We start from the raw sequence: 18,991 nt of genomic DNA, 5'->3' as shown, positions 1-18,991 counted from the left end.
GACCAATCTTGTGATGTAAAAAAAGCTTTTAAGGAGAAAAAATTATGGCAAAAATTGTAGAATGTATTCCCAATTTTTCAGAAGGACGGAATCAAGAGGTCATTGATGGGTTAGTTGCAGTAGCAAAAAGTATTCCAGGTGTCACACTCCTTGATTACTCATCGGATGCGAGTCATAATCGTAGCGTCTTTACTCTAGTTGGAGATGAAAAGAGTATTCAAGAGGTAGCTTTTCAGCTAGTAAAATATGCCTCTGAACATATTGATATGACGAAGCACGAAGGTGAACATCCTCGAATGGGGGCAACCGATGTCTGTCCATTTGTGCCCATCAAATCCATTACCATGCAAGAATGTATTGACATTTCTAAGCAAGTTGCTCAACGTATTAATAAGGAGTTGCATATTCCTATCTTTTTGTATGAAGCCTCTGCTAGTCGGCCAGAACGTCAAAATCTTGCTAAAGTACGGAAAGGTCAATTTGAAGGAATGCCTAAAAAGCTGCAAGAAGAGGATTGGGCTCCAGATTATGGCGATCGTAGCATTCATCCCACAGCTGGTGTGACTGCGGTAGGCGCAAGAATGCCTTTGGTTGCTTTTAATGTGAATCTAGATACAGACAATGTTGAGATTGCTAAAAAGATAGCAAAAATATTGCGAGGATCAAGTGGTGGGTACAAATACTGCAAGGCTATAGGTTTAATGCTAGAAGACCGCAAGATTGCTCAAGTTTCTATGAATATGGTGAATTTTGAAAAATGTTCCCTGTATCGAACGTTTGAAACCATAAAATTTGAGGCTCGTCGTTATGGGGTTGCTATCCTTGGCTCAGAAGTCATTGGCTTAGCACCAGCTAAAGCTTTGGTTGATTGTGCGGAATATTATTTGCAGGTTGAAGCGTTTGATTACCACAAACAAATACTTGAAAATCATCTACTAGATTAAAAGGAGCAGTTCGATGAAATTGGTTGAATTAACTATAAGCGATTTTGCAGAAATGCTCGGCTCAGACGCCCCAGCTCCTGGCGGTGGTTCGGCTGCGGCTCTTTCTGCTGCAAGCGGCATTGCCTTAACCAAAATGGTTTGTGAATTGACACTGGGTAAGAAGAAATATGAAGCAGTGCAAGATTTGGTGGTTGCGATTCACAAAGATAGTCAAAGGCTGCAACAAGACTTACTGGCAGCGATTGATAAAGATACTCAAGCCTTTAATTTAGTTTCTGCTGTGTTTGAGCTACCTAAAGCGACCAATGAGCAAAAGGCAGCTCGCCAAAAAGCTATGCAAGAGGCTCTACAAGAAGCAACTAAGTCACCTTTTGAGATGATGAGCAAAATTGTTGAAGCAATTGAGGTTACCAATCGAGCCGTTGGCCATTCCAATACTAATGCAGCTAGCGATTTGGGTGTGGCGGCCTTAAATCTCAAGGCAGGACTTCAAGGCGCTTGGTTAAACGTTTTGATTAATCTAGCTGCTATTAAGGATGCGGCTTTTGTTGCACAATATAAGAGCCAAGCTCAGGCTTTGCTAGATCAAGGAAGCCAACTTGCAGATAAGATTTATCAAGAAATTGAAAACAATTTATAAATAGTGATGAAAAGGAGACATTATGGTTCAATCAGATATTGAAATTGCAAACTCCGTGCCCATGAAACCAATCCTTGAAGTTGCTAAGTCTATCGGCATTGCAGAAGATGATTTAACGCTTTATGGAAACTATAAAGCCAAAATTGATGCCAGACGCTTAGCAAGGCTAGATAAGCAAAAAGACGGCAAACTCATTCTCGTCACAGCCATCTCACCAACACCAGCAGGTGAAGGTAAGACCACTACCTCTGTTGGCTTGGTAGATGCACTCACTCACATTGGCAAAAAAGCTGTCATTGCTTTACGTGAGCCTTCCTTAGGTCCCGTCTTTGGTGTGAAAGGCGGTGCTGCTGGGGGAGGCTATGCCCAGGTAGTACCAATGGAAGATATTAACCTGCATTTTACGGGTGATTTTCATGCGATTGGTGCGGCTAATAATCTCTTAGCTGCTTTAATTGATAACCATATTCACCATGGCAATACACTTAGGATTGATAGCCGCCGGATAACCTGGAAACGTGTTGTGGATATGAATGATCGCCAATTACGGCATATTGTAGATGGTCTGCAAGGTAAGGTTAATGGTGTACCTCGAGAAGACGGCTATGACATCACTGTCGCCTCAGAAATTATGGCCATCCTTTGCTTAGCCACTTCCATATCAGATTTAAAGGCACGACTTGAGAAAATCATCATCGGTTATAATGACCAAGGGGTTCCAGTTACAGCTGGAGATTTAAAAGCTGCGGGTGCCATGGCTGCGCTTTTAAAAGATGCTATTCATCCTAACTTAGTACAAACTCTAGAGCATACTCCAGCAATCATCCATGGCGGCCCCTTTGCCAATATTGCCCATGGTTGTAACAGTGTTTTAGCCACCAAATTAGCCCTGAAATATGCCGATTATGCCGTTACAGAAGCTGGCTTTGGGGCAGACCTTGGGGCAGAAAAATTTATTGACATCAAATGTCGGCTTGCAGGCCTTCGCCCAGCAGCAGTGGTGTTAGTGGCTACAATTCGGGCCCTAAAGATGCATGGTGGCGTGGCAAAAGCAGATCTGGGTGCTGAAAATGTTCAGGCTGTCTTAGCAGGCCTTCCTAATCTAGATAAGCATCTAGAAACGATTCAAGAAGTGTATGGCTTGCCAGTCCTTGTTGCTCTTAATAAATTCCCTTTAGATACCGATGCAGAACTGCAAGCTGTCTATGATGCCTGTGAAAAACGTCAAGTAGACGTTGTTATTTCAGATGTTTGGGCAAAAGGCGGAGCCGGTGGTCGAGAACTAGCAGAAAAAGTTGTTGCACTAGCCCAGAGAGATCATCATTTTAACTTTGTCTATCAAGAAGATGATAGCATTGAAACGAAACTTACTAAAATTGTGACTAAAGTCTATGGTGGCAAGGGCATTACCCTAACAGCTGCAGCCCGTAAAGAATTAAAGGCATTAGAAGAGCTTGGTTTTGGTCATTACCCTATTTGTATGGCCAAAACACAATATTCCTTTTCTGATGATCCTAAAAAACTTGGTGCACCAAAAGATTTTACTATCAAGATTACCAATCTTAAAGTTTCAGCAGGAGCAGGCTTCATTGTTGCCTTAACTGGAGCCATCATGACGATGCCAGGACTACCAAAACAACCAGCAAGTGAAAAAATTGATATTGATGATGCTGGCAATATCACAGGCCTTTTCTAAGTAAGACATAATTGTTACAATAGTTGTTCTAGTAACTGCAAACGCAATGATGACTAAGCGTCAATCGGTTCAAGAAACAAGGCTTAATAACGATCACGTGCACTTTGCTTAGTCTTTTGCTTTTGTCTAAGAGGTGTTTTAGGTATCCTGTACCAGCGGCTAGCTTTGGATTGCCGCTAGCATCCTTTAGTGTTTGATCAGCTGTTCATCCCATAACCTTAATGCTTGATTGGGCCATTAATTTTACTAGTTAATCGCCTCTTAAAACTGCTTGCGCCATGATTGCCTCCTTTCTTATTTGGAAGAATAAAATGAAATAGCAAGCATGGTAAAGGCAGGGATGATAAATTAAGGTATAATAATTATTATGGTTAGTTATGAGCCTTGGCCAGTAACTTTCATCCTATTTGTAGTGGTTAGCCCCTGCAACCCATCCCTGCTTTTGTTTAATCCGTATGGCTATCTAGCAGCAGCTAAAAAGCAATAGTCTAAGAAGCTAGTCTCATTGTAATAAGTAAGGAAAGCAGGATTTAAAGCATCATTTCCTTTAATGGCAAAGGCAGCAGCAATTCATTTGCTTTTGGGGTAGGATTAGCATTTAACAATGGGATTTGGCTGGTGTGCTTATGGGCTCTTTAAGGAGGAGCATGATTATGGATTCACAAAAAAGACGTGTAGCTGAAAGCGAAGACGCTAAATTCAGCTTGGGTGGCGCGACGCTCTATGGCATAAATGCGGTCATTGGCTCAGGGATTTTTCTACTTCCCCAAAGCATTTATAAGGGATTAGGACCGGCTTCGATTGCAGTCATGGCCGGAACGGCCATCCTTACCATTATGCTTGCGGTTTGTTTTGCTGAGGTTGCTGGCTACTTTGGTAAAAATGGCGGAGCTTTTCAATATTCCAAGCGAGCCTTTGGCGATTTTATTGGTTTTAATGTTGGTATTTTAGGCTGGGCCGTCACCATTTTTGCTTGGGCGGCAATGGCTGCTGGTTTTGCTAAAATGTTCATTATTACTTTTCCGACATTGGAAGGCTGGAATGTCCCCTTGAGTATCGGGTTAGTGATTTTGCTTTCTTTGATGAATATTGCTGGTTTAAAGACCTCAAAAATTTTAACGATTACAGCAACAATTGCTAAACTCATTCCGATTGTTGCCTTCTCAGCATGTACGCTTTTCTTTTTCAAAAATGGTCTTGGTAACTTTACCCCCTTTTTACAATTACAAGCTGGTGACCATTTATTTAGTGCGATTTCAGGTACAGCTGTTTATATTTTCTACGGTTTTATCGGTTTTGAAACACTTTCTATTGTTGCAGGAGAAATGCGAAATCCGCAAAAGAATGTCCCACGAGCTATTTTAACTTCAATCACAATTGTGTCCATTTTATACATGCTTATTATTGGTGGAACCATTGCTATGCTTGGGGGAGCCATCATGTCCACCAAGGCCCCAGTACAGGATGCCTTTGTCAAAATGATCGGTCCTGCTGGCGCTTGGCTCGTTTCAATTGGCGCCTTGATTTCTATCACCGGGCTTAATATGGGGGAGTCAATCATGGTTCCCCGTTACGGTGCTGCCATCGCAGATGAGGGCCTCCTACCTGCTTTTATTGCTAAGCAAAATAAAAATGCTGCTCCTACAGTGGCTATTGCCATTTCAAGCGGCATTGCAATTGTCTTATTGTTAACGGGGACCTTTGAAAAATTAGCCACGCTTAGTGTGGTCTTTCGCTTCTTCCAATATATTCCCACTGCACTAGCAGTTATCAAAATGCGGAAACTAGAACCAAAAGCCCAGCTTACTTTTCGCGTGCCCTTTGGTTCTGTCATCCCCATTGTCGCTGTTGTGATCAGTCTATTGATGATTATCGGTGATAATGTGATGAATGTGGTTTATGGTCTTATCGGGGTTGCTATCGCAAGTACGATTTATTTCTTTATGCATGGGCGTAAGGACTCTTCTCGGAAGGTCCGCCATCATGACGTTCAATAGGAGGAAAAGATTATGTCAGAAATGATTACTTTAGACGGCAAAAGTTTAACACTAGAAGATGTCATAGCAGTAGCACGTAAAGGCGTCCACTGTCAAATCGCTGAATCAGCTGTATGTGATGTTAAGGCTTCTCGAAAAATTGTTGATGACATCGTTAATGAAAAACGGATTGTGTATGGGGTGACGACTGGCTTTGGCTCCCTTTGTAATGTCAGTATCTCTCCTGAGGACACCGTTCAACTCCAAGAAAATTTAATTCGGACCCACTCGAGTGGTTTTGGTGACCCGCTGCCAGAAGATGCTGTTCGGGCAATTATGCTTATTCGGATTAATTCTTTAGTTAAGGGCTATTCTGGTATTCGTTTGTCAACCATTGAAAAACTTTTGGAATTATTGAATAAGGGTGTGCATCCTTATATTCCAGAAAAAGGCTCCCTAGGAGCTTCTGGTGACCTGGCTCCTTTAGCCCATATGGTTTTACCAATGCTTGGCTTAGGTCAGGCCTACTATCAAGGCGAATTACTGTCTGGTCAAGCAGCACTTGAGCGAGCAGGTATTCAAAAGATTGCCTTGGCTGCTAAAGAAGGTCTGGCTTTGATTAATGGAACCACTGTCTTGACAGCGATCGGTGCTTTGGCAACCTATGATGGCATTCAATTATTGAAACTCTCAGATATTGCTGGGGCCTTATCCTTAGAAGTTCACAATGGTATTTCTAGTCCCTTTGATGACGATTTGCATACCATTCGACCACAAAGTGGTCAACTAGCAACAGCTCATAATATTCGTCATTTGTTAGAAGGTTCAGGCAATACAACTGTAGCAAGTCAACAGCGGGTACAAGATCCCTATACGCTTCGCTGTATACCACAGATTCATGGTGCAAGCAAAGATTCGATTGCCTATGTGAAAAGCAAAGTCGAAATCGAAATCAATGCTGTTACGGACAATCCAATTATCTGTAAAGATGGCAAGGTCATCTCAGGTGGTAATTTCCACGGGGAACCAATGGCTCAACCTTTTGATTTTTTAGGCATCGCCCTCTCAGAAATTGGTAATGTCTCTGAGCGTCGTGTTGAGCGGCTTGTTAATAGCCAGCTCAGCCATTTACCATCCTTTTTAGTCAAACACCCAGGTTTAAATTCAGGCTTTATGATTACCCAATATGCCTGTGCTGCCCTGGCTTCTGAAAATAAAATTTTGGCGCATCCAGCTAGTGTGGACTCGATACCGTCTTGTGAAAATCAAGAGGACTTTGTCAGCATGGGAACCACGGCTGCTCGTAAGGCAGGCCAAATTTTGCAAAACGCTCGCCGGATAGTTGCTACTGAGATAATGGCTGCCTGTCAGGCTTTGGATTTGAAGCCTGAAAATCATAGATTAGGCAAGGGAACCCAGCCTGCTTATGATATGATTCGTAAAAATATCAACTTTATTGCCTTTGATAAGGATATTGAAATCTACGAAGAGTTGAATAAGGCCTCAAAGGTTGTTGAAAGTGAGGAATTTCTAGCAAGTGTGGAACAAGCTGTCCAACTATCCATTCAGTATTAGTTTTCAACTATTTTTAAGGGTTTGCAGCTAAACCAACAAGTAACCTCATCACCCCATTACTAAGTTTTCGTATTTTAAAAGAGTTTGTCAGCTTATCGGCAAACTCTTCTTGTATAGTTATCTTTTTGCTTTGCTGCTGTGGGATTGACAAGGACTAACCAAGTTTTTATAATGTAGGTGCAAGCTCAGCCCATACAGCATCAGATAAAAGGAGTAAACATGAATTACCAAGAGTCACTGGCTTGGATCCATAGCCGCCTTAAGCAAGGTGAAAAGCCAGGCCTAAAACGTGTTAAGTGGTTACTGGAACAATTTGATAACCCTGAGCGCCATCTAGCAGCTGTTCATGCAGTCGGCACCAATGGCAAAGGCTCGACTGTTTCCTACCTTCAGCACATTTTCACTGCAAGTGGCTATAAAGTCGGCACCTTTACGTCACCATATATTGTGGAATTTAGAGAACGCATTGCCATTGATGGCCAGATGATGACTGAGCAAGAATTAATTGATTTGGTTAGTCAGGTTAAGCCAGTCGTCGAACGCTTGGATCAGGCAAAGCTCTATGCTCCCGCAACAGAATTTGAAATCATCACGGTGATGATGTTTTTGTACTTTACTCGTGTGCAGCCTGTGGCCATTGCCATTATTGAAGCAGGAGTCGGGGGAATGATGGATGCCACAAATGTCTTTCAGGCCTTGGCGGTTGTTTGCCCTTCTATCGGCTTAGATCATCAAGACCTCTTAGGTGAGAGCTATGTAGCAATTGCTAAGCAAAAAGCCGGCGTCTTAAAAAATGGTGAGCCGTTAATCTTGGCAGCAGACCGCCCAGATGTTCTTTTCGCTTTTAGAGCCAGTTGTCAAGCAAGTCATAGTCCTCTCTATCTTTTAGGGAGCGAGTTTACAATAAATCTCCATGAGCAAGGTTTTGATTTTCATTACCAGGAGGTCACTTTAGATAATCTCCATTTAGCTATGCTAGGTCAACATCAAAAGCGCAATGCCAGCCTTGCTATTATGACAGCGTTATTATTGCAAAAAGACTTTCCTCAAGTCAGTTTGACGCATATTCGCCAGGGCTTGGCAAGTAGCCAATGGGTAGGCCGGACAGAATTTATGGGACCAAACCTTATGCTAGATGGTGCCCATAATATGGAAAGCATTGCTGCACTGGTGGCTTTACTAGAGCAACAGTTTGCAGGAAAAAAGATCCATATTTTGGTTGCGGCTATTAAGAATAAGCCGATTGAGCCTATGCTGGCTGCCCTAAGTCACCTTGGACAGGTTACTGTCACGAGTTTTGACTTTCCAAAGAGTTTACCCTTATCTGCTTATCCTCAATCTTATCACCAAGTAGCACAGTTTCAGACTTGGCTTGCAGAGATTGATCCTAGTAGTGAGCAAGATTTTTATGTGATTACAGGCTCTTTATACTTTATTTCGCAAGTACGGGCGTATTTAACAAAATAGCAAGTAAAGCAACTGAACCAACTATTTAGAAAGGATTGACTGATGCTTGATCATTATTTTCCGATGACTGCTACCTATTATCAACGGGGCATTGACGATGACAATCTATACAATGCTAAATGGGGTATGGTTATCCAATTTCTTGATTTAAATAACCCTGATTTAGAACCACTTGAAGGCATTAACTTTGGCCTTATTGGTTTTAAGAGCGATAAAGGGGTCTATATTAACCATGGACGGGTCGGAGCAGTGGAAGGACCTGATGCTATTCGCAGTCAAATCGCTAAAATGCCCTGGCATCTCGGAAGGCATGTCACTGTCTTTGATTTGGGCAACATTGATGCGCCCAACCAATCTTTGGCAGAAATGCAGCTAAGCTTAGCCAAAGCCATCGAGCGGATGCGAGCGCTCAATATTCGTCCGATTGTCTTAGGCGGTGGTCACGGTACAGCCTATGGCCACTATCTAGGACTCAAAGCTTCCCTTCCTAAAAACCAGCCATTAGCTGTTATTAATATGGATGCCCATTTTGATTTACGCCCTTATGACCAAACCGGTCCTAATTCTGGCACGGGCTTTCGCCAAATGTTCGATGACAATGTGGCTCATCATGATATTTTTCCTTACTTAGTTTTAGGCATTCAAGAGCATAATAACAATCTATTTCTCTTTGACTTTGTTTCTAAGTCAAAAGGCATTTCCTTTTTAACGGGTCAAGATATGTATCAAATGGGCTACCAAAAAGTTTGTCAAATCGTTGATACTTTTTTAGAGAATCAAGCTTATGTGTATTTGACAATTGATATGGACTGCTTTGCTGTGGGCAGTGCCCCGGGTGTGAGTGCCATTCAGTCTTTGGGAGTAGATCCAAAACTGGCTTTAATGGTTTTACAGCATATTGTAGCCAGTGGCAAAGTCATTGGTTTTGATCTTGTTGAGGTCTCACCTCCACATGACATTGATCAGCACACAGCTAATTTGGCAGCCACCTATATTTTTTACCTGACACAAATCTTAGCCCAAATACATTAACATCGCTAAACAAGCTTAGGATTTTGTTATATCCCCAGAACGTTTTGGGACTTGCTGCTACGATAGGGGCAACACCAACGGTTTAGGACTTAGAATGATTCAAGTTACTGCTTTTTTTGGCCTAAACTTGACTTCTACCGACCCAAAGTTAAGTAAGAGCTAAACATGCTAGTGACTCTTACTTTTGCTGTTTCCTTTTAGGGGGGAGATGCCCTAGGCTTTTTTGGTGGTTTTGCTTGTTAATGCTTGCTTGCATTTTTCTAAGCGTTTGAGAAAATGGCAATCTCGATAAGGATTCAAGTGATTTTTTGCAATGTGGTAATAGGTACTAAAATCATCAGTCAAACAGCTCACCAAAGTGTCACACGTGATGTGATTGGTCTCAAGTTTATACTTGGTTAAGGCTAAAACATAGTAAATCATTCCCTTGTCACGTGGATTAGAGTAAAGGGAGATAAGTTCGTCTTTTTTGGCAAAGAGCTCACTGACAGCACCATAATCTCCCTGCTCACATTTTAGTAAGGTTAAGTACACTTCTAATTGCGCTTCTTTCCATGGAAAGCGCAGAGTTTTGAGGGCCTCTTTTGATTGCATAAAAATGTCAGCGGCCTTTGAAAAATTGCCCTGATAAAAATAGGAAATACCAAGACCGATGTAAAATGAGATAATAGATGGCTCACTAAGCTTATTATGGGTTAGCTGGATTGCTTTGCGCTGATAAACGATTGCTTGCTCAAAGCAGCCACGCATTTGCTGGATCTCAGCCAGGTAATCCAGAGCCGCGGCAATTTGAATGGGGTATTTGGATTGAAGTGACGTAGTCAGGCTAAAACAATCAATAGAGGCATTCAGCTGCTGAATAGCTTGATCAAGCTTGCCAATAATCAGATGGTACAAACCACTGAGTCGCAGATTAAGTGCGATAGCTTCGTGATTATTGGCCTGAGCAGCAGCCTCCAAGGCCAATTCTGTATAATATTTCATCTCAGGAATATTTTCTACTTGGATGCAATAATAAATTAATTGCCTATAGCCTTCTAATAAGTAAGAGGTGTGATGCAAATCTGTGGCTACAGCAATGACTTTTTGAATATTAGCAATCCCCTTTTCATACTGGCCAATCCGAATGTGATAACAGCCTTCCAGATAGAGAAAACGTAGCTGTAAACCTTGAAAATCCTTGCTTTGTTCATAACGTTTTTCTAAGTCTTGCAATTGCTTTTGAAGGGCAGCAAGCTCTTGTTGAATAGAAGGGGTCCCTTGATCAGATTGGGGGTAGTGGTCCAAGATTTGTGAATAAATAGGAAATAACTCATGATGTAAATGCAAGCGAGCTTCGATAAAATCCAGCTGATAGCTTAAAGCTTTAATCGGCTGCTTAGCTTGCCGGTAATGATAAGCAATGTCTTCAAATGCTATTGATGGCTGAGCAAAAAAGCTGAGATTGCTTTCTAGGGCTTGGGCAATCTGCGCGTGCAGCATGCGCTTTTTAGCAAGAGATAATTTTTCATAGCAATAAATACCAAAGAGTCGCTGATGAAAGCAGACGGTGATATTATCGTGCAGACATTCTTCAATGATGAGATGGTGACGCGATAAGCTCTCTACTAGATTGATGGTTTCTTCTAAAGACAAAGTCAGTAGTTGCGCTAGCAATCCAATCGGGGCAGGCTTACGGCAACAGGCCAAATAGTGAAGAAGAGCTTCTTCATGGCTGTTGATAACATCTATTTTCAAGGCAAATTTAGCTTTAATTGCAGGCGTCAGGGGTGAAAAGTGCTTATCAGTGGCCAATTGCGCAGCATATTCAGTTAGAAAGAAGGGATTGCCCTCACTCAATTCATAAGCTTGGATGAAAGTATCTTGAGCTAAAGAAAGGTGATCTAATTTCTGATGAAGGTATTGCAGGCTTTCAGTTTGCGTCAATGGTTGTAGGGTAATAATATCAGCCTGTTTATGGTAGATTAGCTGATTGAGGAACTGCTCTAGGTGAGGTGTTGTGCTAAGATGCTTGGTCAAGACAAAGGCCACAGGATACTCACTGAGTTGTTGAATCATGGTGTGGAGTACGTAAATACTGTCTTGCTCCAGCCAGTGAATGTCTTCAATAAGCAGGACAAGAGGTTTTTGCTGAGCAATACGCTTACTAATAGTGACAATCACATGGGTAATAGCTTTGCAGTCCATTGGCTTAGACAAGGCTTTTGCTTGTTGAGTGAGGGTATCTAGCGGATACAAATCGAAGAAAAAGCTTTGCATAAGAGCCTGCCACTGATTGGTGGACATTAATTGATGTTGAATCGCCAAATCACCAAGGCCATCTAAAAGGTTTTCATAGAGGGTACGAGCTGTATCATCTGATTGATGGTCACACTCAGTAGTTACCATTTGGAAATGCTTGGTTTGATTGGCGAGAACTTGCCTGGTTACAGTTCGCTTACCAATACCCGTGCCCCCAACAAGTACAATGGTGTGCGCACGTTGACTATTATAGACAGAATCAAAAAAGGCCTCTAGCTGTTTAATTTCCGTCACCCGACCAAAAAAGTGATTGGTATTACGTAAGAACTGTTTCACCTTACGCTGATTGCGATCTTTGGCAACCACCTCATCATAAATTTGCTGTGATGCGTCACTTGGGCTAATTCCTAGTTCTTTATCTAAGAGATTGACTAAGCGATAGTAGGTTTCAATTACTTTGCCATAACGGTGATGTTTTTGATAAAGTGACATTAATAATTGATAATTTTTTTCTTCAAATTCATCAATAGCCATTAACTGAAACAAAATAGCCTCAATCTCTTCTACCGATGCCGTCTCCATCATTTGGTCAAGTTTTTGATAGGAGGTTTTGATGTATAACTGTTCAAAATAAGTCCGCATTTTGCTGAGCCACAAATCAAACGTTTCATTTGATTTTAAATAAAACCCTTTAAGAAATTCACCCTGATAGAGGGATAGATTAGCAACGGGATCAGCTAGGAAAGGCCCCACATCACTAGAAATCGGCAAAGCGGGATTTAAGGTTAAGATAGAGCGACTCGGAGCAATTACATAGTCGGCACCCAAAATTTTATTGACCTGGTAAATGGTATTACGCAAATTTTTCTTTGCTGTTTGGTTGTCCTTATCCTCCCATAACATACCAGCAATTTCATCACGGTTGACAGACTCGTTGATGACAAGATAGTAGAGGAGGGCGTTAATTTTTGAAAAGGTGAAGAAGACTTCACGCTCTCCTTGGCAAATGGATGGTTGTCCAAATAAAGTAAGTCTTAAGTCAGCTACCATGTGAAAGCGCCTCCAATCCTTTGTTAACCTAACTATACTCTAAAACAAAGCAGAATGCAACTCAGCAGAGGATGTCCTTAACCTACTTACTGTACCGCTTTAGATTTCCATCTGGTCCAAAAGAAGGACTAGGTCAGATTAGGAGCTGATGGGATGGTACTTTAGGCTAGCAAATTCCTATGGCCAGGAATGTCAAGGGATGTCAAGTTAGTATTAGCGCAGGATATGTTAAATGAAGCTTATTCGCCTATTAGATGCTTCAAGAAATGCTCATGCAAGTATCGGGCAATTTTAAGCAAGAAGCTCTAAACGACAAACAGCTGGACCAGATGGTCCAGCTGTGCTATGTTATTTCATGGTTGGAAAGAGTAAAACATCACGGATTGTTGTGGTATCTGTTAATAGCATACAAAGGCGATCAATACCAATGCCTAGTCCGCCTGTTGGTGGCATACCATATTCCAAAGCTTCGATGTAGTCGTAATCAATACCGGTAGCTTCATCATCACCTAATTCTTTGGCCTTAGCCTGCGCTTCAAAGCGTGCCAACTGATCAATCGGATCATTCAATTCCGTAAAGGCATTTGCGTATTCTTTAGTCACAATGAAGAGCTCAAAACGGTCTGTGAAGCGGTCATCTTCGGCATTTTTCTTTGCCAGTGGTGAGACTTCTACGGGATGTCCAAAGACAAAGGTAGGTTGGATTAAAGTTTCTTCGACAAATTCTTCAAAGAAGGCATTAATAATGTGCCCCACACTTGTAAAGTGCTTTTCAAGTGGGACATGCTTTTCTTGGGCTAGGGCTTTAGCTTCCTCAAAAGTCATCCGTGGCCAGAAATCAACCCCGGTTACTTCCTTAATGGCATCAACAATGTGAACTCGCTTAAAGGGTTGATTAATCAGGATCTCTTGTCCTTGATATTGAATTGGCCCATCGCCTTTAACAGCTTTAGCGACATGCTGGATAATTCCTTCTGTTAAGTTCATAATGTCTTGGAAATCAGCATAGGCCTGATAAACTTCAATTGAGGTAAATTCAGGATTGTGGGTAGCATCCATGCCTTCATTGCGAAAAATTCGGCCAATTTCATAGACGCGTTCCATACCCCCTACAATCAAGCGTTTCAAGTGCAACTCTGTGGCAATGCGCAAGACCATATCCATATCCTGTGCATTATGATGGGTCATAAATGGCCGCGCAGCTGCCCCACCAGCTTCGTTGTGGAGAACGGGTGTTTCTACCTCTAAAAAGCCCTGCTCATCTAGGTAGCGGCGCATATCTGAAATCATTTTTGAACGGGTAACAAAACGCTCAAAGCTAGCGCGATTAGAAATGAGGTCTAAATGACGTTTACGGTAAATGGTTTCAATGTCTGAAAGTCCATGGAATTTTTCTGGTAAGGGACGAAGGGCTTTTGATAAATGGGTTAGCTTGGTTGCTTTGATGGATAATTCCCCCATATCTGTTCGCATAACTTCTCCCTCAACTCCCAAGAAGTCACCTAAATCAGCCTTTTTAAAGATGTCATAGTTGTCTTCACCAACGGCATCTTTGCGAACATAAATTTGGATTTGTCCATCGCGGTCTTGAATGTGGGCAAAGCCAACTTTTCCTTTGCCTCGTTTAGTCATTAGACGGCCGGCAATGACAGCTGTTTGATTCAGATCGTGTAACTCTTCTTTAGATTTGTCAGCAAATTGGTCTTTTAATTGAGCAGAATTGGCAGTACGTTCAAAACGTTTACCAAACGGATCAATTCCCTTTTCAGCCAGCGCTGCCATCTTTTCGCGTCGCACAAGTTGTTGATCGTTTAGTTCTTCGATGTGTTCGTTAGACATGTTTTCCTCCAATAGATATTCTTCCTTATTGTATCACAAAAGCCTTGAGAAAACACCATATTTCCACGTTTTTTAGGGGAATTGCAGAGCTTCTCAGCCGCTGTTTGAAAATGCTCCTAGAAAATAGTATAATAGTCAAAAAAAAGGAAGAAAAAGAAAAGAGAGCCATGATTACAGCTATTGTTTTTGATGTTGATGATACCATCTATGATCAGCAGGCACCTTATCGGATTGCTATGGAAAAATGCTTTCCTGATTTTAATATGGCATCCATCAATCAGGCCTATATTCGTTTTCGTCATTATTCCGATATTGGTTTTCCAAGAGTCATGGCTGGGGAGTGGACGACAGAGTATTTTCGCTTTTGGCGTTGCAAAGAAACCCTTTTAGAATTTGGCTATCAAGCTATTGATGAAGCTACAGGTGCCCATTTCCAAGACATTTATGAGCATGCCTTAGATAATATTACCATGCTAGATGAGATGCGGATGACGCTGGATTTTCTCAAATCTAAAAATGTACCCATGGGGATCATCACCAATGGCCCTACCGAACACCAATTAAAAAAGGTCAAAAAGCTCGGTCTTTATGATTATGTCGACCCTAAACGGGTCATTGTCAGTCAAGCTACCGGCTTTCAAAAACCTGAAAAAGAGATTTTCAACCTGGCAGCTGAGCAATTTGACATGAATCCTGCCACCACACTGTATGTCGGTGATTCCTATGATAATGATGTTATGGGTGCCCACAATGGCGGTTGGCATGCCATGTGGTTTAACCACCGTGGTCGTAGCTTAAAACCTGGGATTAAACCAGTGTACGATGTCGCTATTGATAACTTTGAGCAGCTCTATGGGGCAGTGAAAGTTCTCTTTGACCTACCCGACAATAAATTTATTTTTGATGTTAATGATCAAAAGAATCCTATCTTGACTTTAGGACTTAATAACGGCTTAATGATGGCCGCTGAACGCCTTTTAGAAAGCAATATGAGCATTGATAAGGTGGTTATTCTCTTACGCCTCAATAAAAAACAAGAAAAGGTCCTACGCATGAAATATGGACGCTAAAAAATAGACGCTATCCTGTCTTGAGGGAGAATCCCTAGATGAGAGGATAGCGTTTTTGGGTTCATTGTCAGTCACTACAGTTGACAGCGAACCTTTATACTTAAGTTTTCTAGATAATCTCGAACCTGGATTATCTAGAAAGTTCGAGGTTATTGCTTTTCTAAAGGACTAATTAAACAAAATTTACGTGAATGCTTAATAGTTTTTGAATTCGGCCTTGTAGCTAGGGTATGAAGCTGCTAAAGAATCATTTTGTTTAATACCTGCGACAAATGGTAGTTTATCCCATTTGTCCTTGTAACCATCTTTTAACCTAGTGGTAAAAGTCCAAGTTCGTTTTTGGCCAAAATAGACACGTTCATTACGACCATAGGTATCAACCAGGACATAAGCAAAGCCTCCCTCATTACGAGTTTTGGTTAGCTTGTCTAATGAGTTACTCCATCCGGTGTAACCCGGGAATTTGTCCCATTCGCGGTTAAATTGGTCTTTTTGCGTCTTCCAATCATAACTCCATGGAGTGCTAGTGATGGTACGGGTTATCGTTAGACCCCACCATTCATCATCAACAAGTATTGAATCTGGTTTTTCAACGCCTTCTGGCAGAAAGACTGAAAAGTCAGGGGAAACCCAATTTTCTTTGGCTGAGTTAAAATATACTGTCCATTCGATACTGTTTTTGTCTTCAGATAATTTTTTAGTATAGTCAACATAGTTATCAACGTAGTAATTTCCCTGCCAGTAAAGATGCACTTTGCCGTACTCATCAATATTATCATGCGCACTTACATTTGTCGTTGATGAAATGAATAGGGCACTTAAAGTTGCAGCAGCTACAGCGAAGCCTATGAATTTTTTAGGTAAAACGGTGCGTCTCATAATATGTCTTTCCTTTTCATGCTTTGAATAATTGTTAACAATTAGGTAAAAGGCAAGCTTGTTTTCTTAGTTAGTGGAAATCTTATCAAGTAACACCTTAATTATATTAGTTGACAAGAGCCACGTCAATATATTTTATAATTTTAAATTAATTTAAATAAAATATTATGAACTTTTTGAGAATAAAATGGCTGTTTAAATAATATTTTGATGAGATAAAAATGAGCATAGTCGATTAAGGTAAGGCTTTTGGCTTGGTACAAGAGATAGAGTAAAAAAACACCTGCAAAAGCGACTTGCTAAATAGCAGCAGTCTTTTTGCAGGTGTCAAGTGGGTTGCGTTAGAAAGGCGTAGTGCTCTTCTTATGCCCTACCTAAAGTGGCTTCGCGACCAAAGACAAATCGATATTGTGGTCCTGTGTTGGAGTTGTTAGCAGAACGTCTTTGGCGAAGGTGAGTGGCTTGTGGTTGTCTTTGACTAGTGTAAGCAGATGGGCTTGTGCTCCGGTAGTTAGCCTGGACGGGCTGGCTATAGTTGGATATTCTGTAAGGATGCCTTCCGTTGTAGTAGGTTGGCCTTGGATAATCGTGATAATCCTCATCTGAAATCTGGTAATCTACATTCCACAGGTGGGTCTGCTTCATAAAGTTATTCCCGCGCAGAGTATAGGTATGGTTCTTGTTAGTTTGGTCAATAGTATCATTCCAGGTTAAATCAACATGGTAATACTTATCACCGACTTTGACAATGTTCCAGGCATGCAGACTGGACTTACCACCAGCAGGGTCGCCATAACCTTGGATATAGTAGACATCAAGTCCGGCTAGGCGTCCCATATCCTTAAAGAGTTGGGCATAGGCCTGGCAGACGGCTTCCTTATCCTTGAGGAAGGCATAGGGCGTTTGCACGGAAATACCTGTGACAGTATGCCCGCCAACCTTACCTACCGCATAGTGATAGTTGGTCATGATATAGTCTTGAATCTTATCTATTTTTTCTACTTCGGAATCAGAAGCATGAATATTTTTGTGGGTCCAATCCCTGAGATGCCTATCGTACTCCTGATACTGTGCATCGGTCATGTAGTAGTCTGGCATCAGGGTAATATTCAGATCATCACGATCATAGTAGAACTGTACTTGAAATTTAAAACCTGAAGTTACTCCGCGTGTATTAGGCATCACAGCCAGCTTTTCTTTGATAAAGCGAGAAATGGCTGCAGAGAGGTTAGTGTCTGCATATCGCTGCTCTGTTAGCCCTGTTAAATCCGAACGTTTTATGTGGAAAACAATCTCTTTGGCCCGTTGGTAATGGGCCAGGTCAGACTTTTCTTGCAGTGTTTTTAAATCGCTAATATTTGATAGATCTACTCGCCCATTTGTAGGGGCAGTAGCCTCATAACGGTTTGGCTTACTGTGGTCTAGGCCTTCATTGCGCATTTCATGCCACAGGGGAACATTTCCCGGTGCTGGCACTTGACGTTTTTGACGTCGGGAGCCAGCACCAGAATCAGAACCAGCGCGATAGGCTCTCGGTTCTGGCTTATACGCAGCCTTGTCCCGCTCGATTTGGTTAATCTGAGCTTCAATTTTCGTTTGTTGGCTTTGTAAGTCGGCAAGTGGAGTTGTAAAAGGATAAGTACGTAATTGCTGGTTTAGCTGCTCAATATAACTATTCGTAGTTTGAAGATTGCTGTTAAGTTCTACACTACCGTACTGAAGAGCTCGTCGTTCAGCATCGAGTTGGTCTAATCTGTTTAAAGTTTCTTGATTGCTAGTGATAAAGTCCTGGCTGGCTTGGTAGCTGGCTAGGCGATTGTTATAACCAGCTACCGTAGCTTTCAGGTTTTCAATTGCGTAATTACCCCCGACAACAGGGTTTTCTCTAACTAGTACTTGAAAGCGGTTATTGAGCTCCTGCCATTTTTGGCTCAGACTACGTAATTCTGAATCACTAGCTTGCCTGGTCGCGTCATAGCTTGCTTTTAACTGCTTGTAGATGGCAATCAACTGTTCATGTTGTCTTGCTAATTGATCGTACTCCTTTTGATAGAAATCATACTTATGGCTTCTATAACTATCTTCGCCCACTGTCCGATATTGGGGCTGCCTAGTATCATAGTTTCTAGGAGGATAGTGGTAGTAGGAGTTAGTGTAGCTATCTCCTTGACGACTGGGATAAGTGTAAGTATCTTCTGCCTGAACAGATAAGCTTGTTAGGCTCAACAGGCCTGCTATCAAAGCAAGATAGGATCCTATGGTTTTTCTTTTCAAGTAAAAATCTCCTTATGGCACAATGATTGCTCTTAAAGACAACGACGTGATTAGGTTTTATCAAAAAATTAATCGTTAACTCATTTAATTATAATAAAACTTATCAAAAAAACAAGAGAGCCCCAGCAGCCGGATCACTCATTTCAATCCAGGCTGATTTTTGGGTGGCCTAGTCAGGTGAAGCTCTCTTGTGCCTATAGTAAACCTCTAAATGTTGGGTCTGCTTTCTTTTTCTAAGTGTGCCACATCTAGCCTAATAGAATTAGCCTGATACTCAAATGCTAATAGATACAAATTGGATTTGCCAA

At 41.6% G+C, this 18,991-nt stretch carries 12 protein-coding genes; 8 read left to right on the top strand and 4 right to left on the bottom strand.

Going from position 1 to position 18,991, the window contains the following annotated elements; translation table 11 throughout:
* Positions 1-44: 44 nt before the first annotated feature.
* The 7 genes from ftcD to GWD08_RS03550 all read left to right on the top strand — a co-directional run bounded on the left by ftcD (position 45) and on the right by GWD08_RS03550 (position 9,330).
* Complete coding sequence (ftcD, locus tag GWD08_RS03580; RefSeq protein WP_159549362.1) at positions 45-944, top strand: glutamate formimidoyltransferase; 900 nt, start codon at positions 45-47, stop codon at positions 942-944.
* Between the two features lie 13 nt (positions 945-957).
* Positions 958-1,584 carry a cyclodeaminase/cyclohydrolase family protein gene (locus GWD08_RS03575; protein WP_159564253.1) on the top strand — a complete coding sequence of 209 codons (627 nt, stop codon included), beginning with the start codon at positions 958-960 and terminating at the stop codon, positions 1,582-1,584.
* A 22-nt stretch (positions 1,585-1,606) separates the two neighbouring features.
* Positions 1,607-3,280, top strand: coding sequence for a formate--tetrahydrofolate ligase (locus tag GWD08_RS03570; protein WP_159564251.1), 1,674 nt, complete (start codon positions 1,607-1,609; stop codon positions 3,278-3,280).
* A 653-nt stretch (positions 3,281-3,933) separates the two neighbouring features.
* A complete protein-coding gene (locus GWD08_RS03565; protein WP_159564249.1) occupies positions 3,934-5,277 on the top strand; it encodes an APC family permease in 1,344 nt (447 codons plus the stop codon).
* A 12-nt stretch (positions 5,278-5,289) separates the two neighbouring features.
* On the top strand, positions 5,290-6,831 hold the full coding sequence (gene hutH, locus GWD08_RS03560; protein ID WP_159564247.1) for a histidine ammonia-lyase: 1,542 nt from the start codon (positions 5,290-5,292) through the stop codon (positions 6,829-6,831).
* Positions 6,832-7,050: 219 nt separating this feature from the next.
* Positions 7,051-8,298 (top strand): bifunctional folylpolyglutamate synthase/dihydrofolate synthase, encoded by a 1,248-nt coding sequence (locus tag GWD08_RS03555; protein ID WP_159564245.1) that lies wholly within the window; start codon positions 7,051-7,053, stop codon positions 8,296-8,298.
* A 42-nt stretch (positions 8,299-8,340) separates the two neighbouring features.
* Positions 8,341-9,330: an arginase family protein gene (locus GWD08_RS03550; protein ID WP_159549347.1), complete on the top strand. Its 990-nt coding sequence runs from the start codon at positions 8,341-8,343 to the stop codon at positions 9,328-9,330.
* Positions 9,331-9,543: 213 nt separating this feature from the next.
* Here GWD08_RS03550 and GWD08_RS03545 read toward each other — a convergent pair whose 3' ends face one another.
* Together GWD08_RS03545 and lysS are read right to left on the bottom strand one after the other, a co-directional pair.
* The gene (locus tag GWD08_RS03545) at positions 9,544-12,621 is read right to left on the bottom strand and encodes an ATP-binding protein (RefSeq protein ID WP_159564244.1); all 3,078 of its coding nucleotides are present in this window, start codon (positions 12,619-12,621) and stop codon (positions 9,544-9,546) included.
* 348 nt (positions 12,622-12,969) lie between these two features.
* A complete protein-coding gene (lysS, locus tag GWD08_RS03540; protein ID WP_159549341.1) occupies positions 12,970-14,460 on the bottom strand; it encodes a lysine--tRNA ligase in 1,491 nt (496 codons plus the stop codon).
* Between the two features lie 167 nt (positions 14,461-14,627).
* On the opposite strand from lysS, the gene GWD08_RS03535 reads away from it, so the two are divergent.
* Positions 14,628-15,530, top strand: a complete 903-nt coding sequence (locus tag GWD08_RS03535) for an HAD family hydrolase (protein ID WP_159549338.1) — start codon at positions 14,628-14,630, stop codon at positions 15,528-15,530.
* Between the two features lie 195 nt (positions 15,531-15,725).
* Here the strand turns inward: GWD08_RS03535 and GWD08_RS03530 are convergent, their stop codons facing one another.
* Together GWD08_RS03530 and GWD08_RS08750 are read right to left on the bottom strand one after the other, a co-directional pair.
* Complete coding sequence (locus GWD08_RS03530) at positions 15,726-16,409, bottom strand: hypothetical protein (RefSeq protein WP_159564243.1); 684 nt, start codon at positions 16,407-16,409, stop codon at positions 15,726-15,728.
* Between the two features lie 363 nt (positions 16,410-16,772).
* Positions 16,773-18,683, bottom strand: coding sequence for a transglutaminase domain-containing protein (locus tag GWD08_RS08750; protein WP_244295476.1), 1,911 nt, complete (start codon positions 18,681-18,683; stop codon positions 16,773-16,775).
* Between the last annotated feature and the right edge of the window lie 308 nt (positions 18,684-18,991).

It is taken from the genome of Streptococcus halichoeri (assembly GCF_009870755.1).
GTDB classification, from domain to species: domain Bacteria; phylum Bacillota; class Bacilli; order Lactobacillales; family Streptococcaceae; genus Streptococcus; species Streptococcus halichoeri.
The sequence above is the reverse complement of the archived record's forward strand: the minus strand, read 5'-3'. Positions and strand labels throughout refer to the sequence as shown.

Bases quoted from the DNA above. Each gene is read 5' to 3' on its own strand.
- ftcD (WP_159549362.1), top strand. From the start codon at position 45: ATGGCAAAAATTGTAGAATGTATTCCCAATTTTTCAGAAGGACGGAAT.
- GWD08_RS03575 (WP_159564253.1), top strand. From the start codon at position 958: ATGAAATTGGTTGAATTAACTATAAGCGATTTTGCAGAAATGCTCGGC.
- GWD08_RS03570 (WP_159564251.1), top strand. From the start codon at position 1,607: ATGGTTCAATCAGATATTGAAATTGCAAACTCCGTGCCCATGAAACCA.
- GWD08_RS03565 (WP_159564249.1), top strand. From the start codon at position 3,934: ATGGATTCACAAAAAAGACGTGTAGCTGAAAGCGAAGACGCTAAATTC.
- hutH (WP_159564247.1), top strand. From the start codon at position 5,290: ATGTCAGAAATGATTACTTTAGACGGCAAAAGTTTAACACTAGAAGAT.
- GWD08_RS03555 (WP_159564245.1), top strand. From the start codon at position 7,051: ATGAATTACCAAGAGTCACTGGCTTGGATCCATAGCCGCCTTAAGCAA.
- GWD08_RS03550 (WP_159549347.1), top strand. From the start codon at position 8,341: ATGCTTGATCATTATTTTCCGATGACTGCTACCTATTATCAACGGGGC.
- GWD08_RS03545 (WP_159564244.1), bottom strand. From the start codon at position 12,621: ATGGTAGCTGACTTAAGACTTACTTTATTTGGACAACCATCCATTTGC.
- lysS (WP_159549341.1), bottom strand. From the start codon at position 14,460: ATGTCTAACGAACACATCGAAGAACTAAACGATCAACAACTTGTGCGA.
- GWD08_RS03535 (WP_159549338.1), top strand. From the start codon at position 14,628: ATGATTACAGCTATTGTTTTTGATGTTGATGATACCATCTATGATCAG.
- GWD08_RS03530 (WP_159564243.1), bottom strand. From the start codon at position 16,409: ATGAGACGCACCGTTTTACCTAAAAAATTCATAGGCTTCGCTGTAGCT.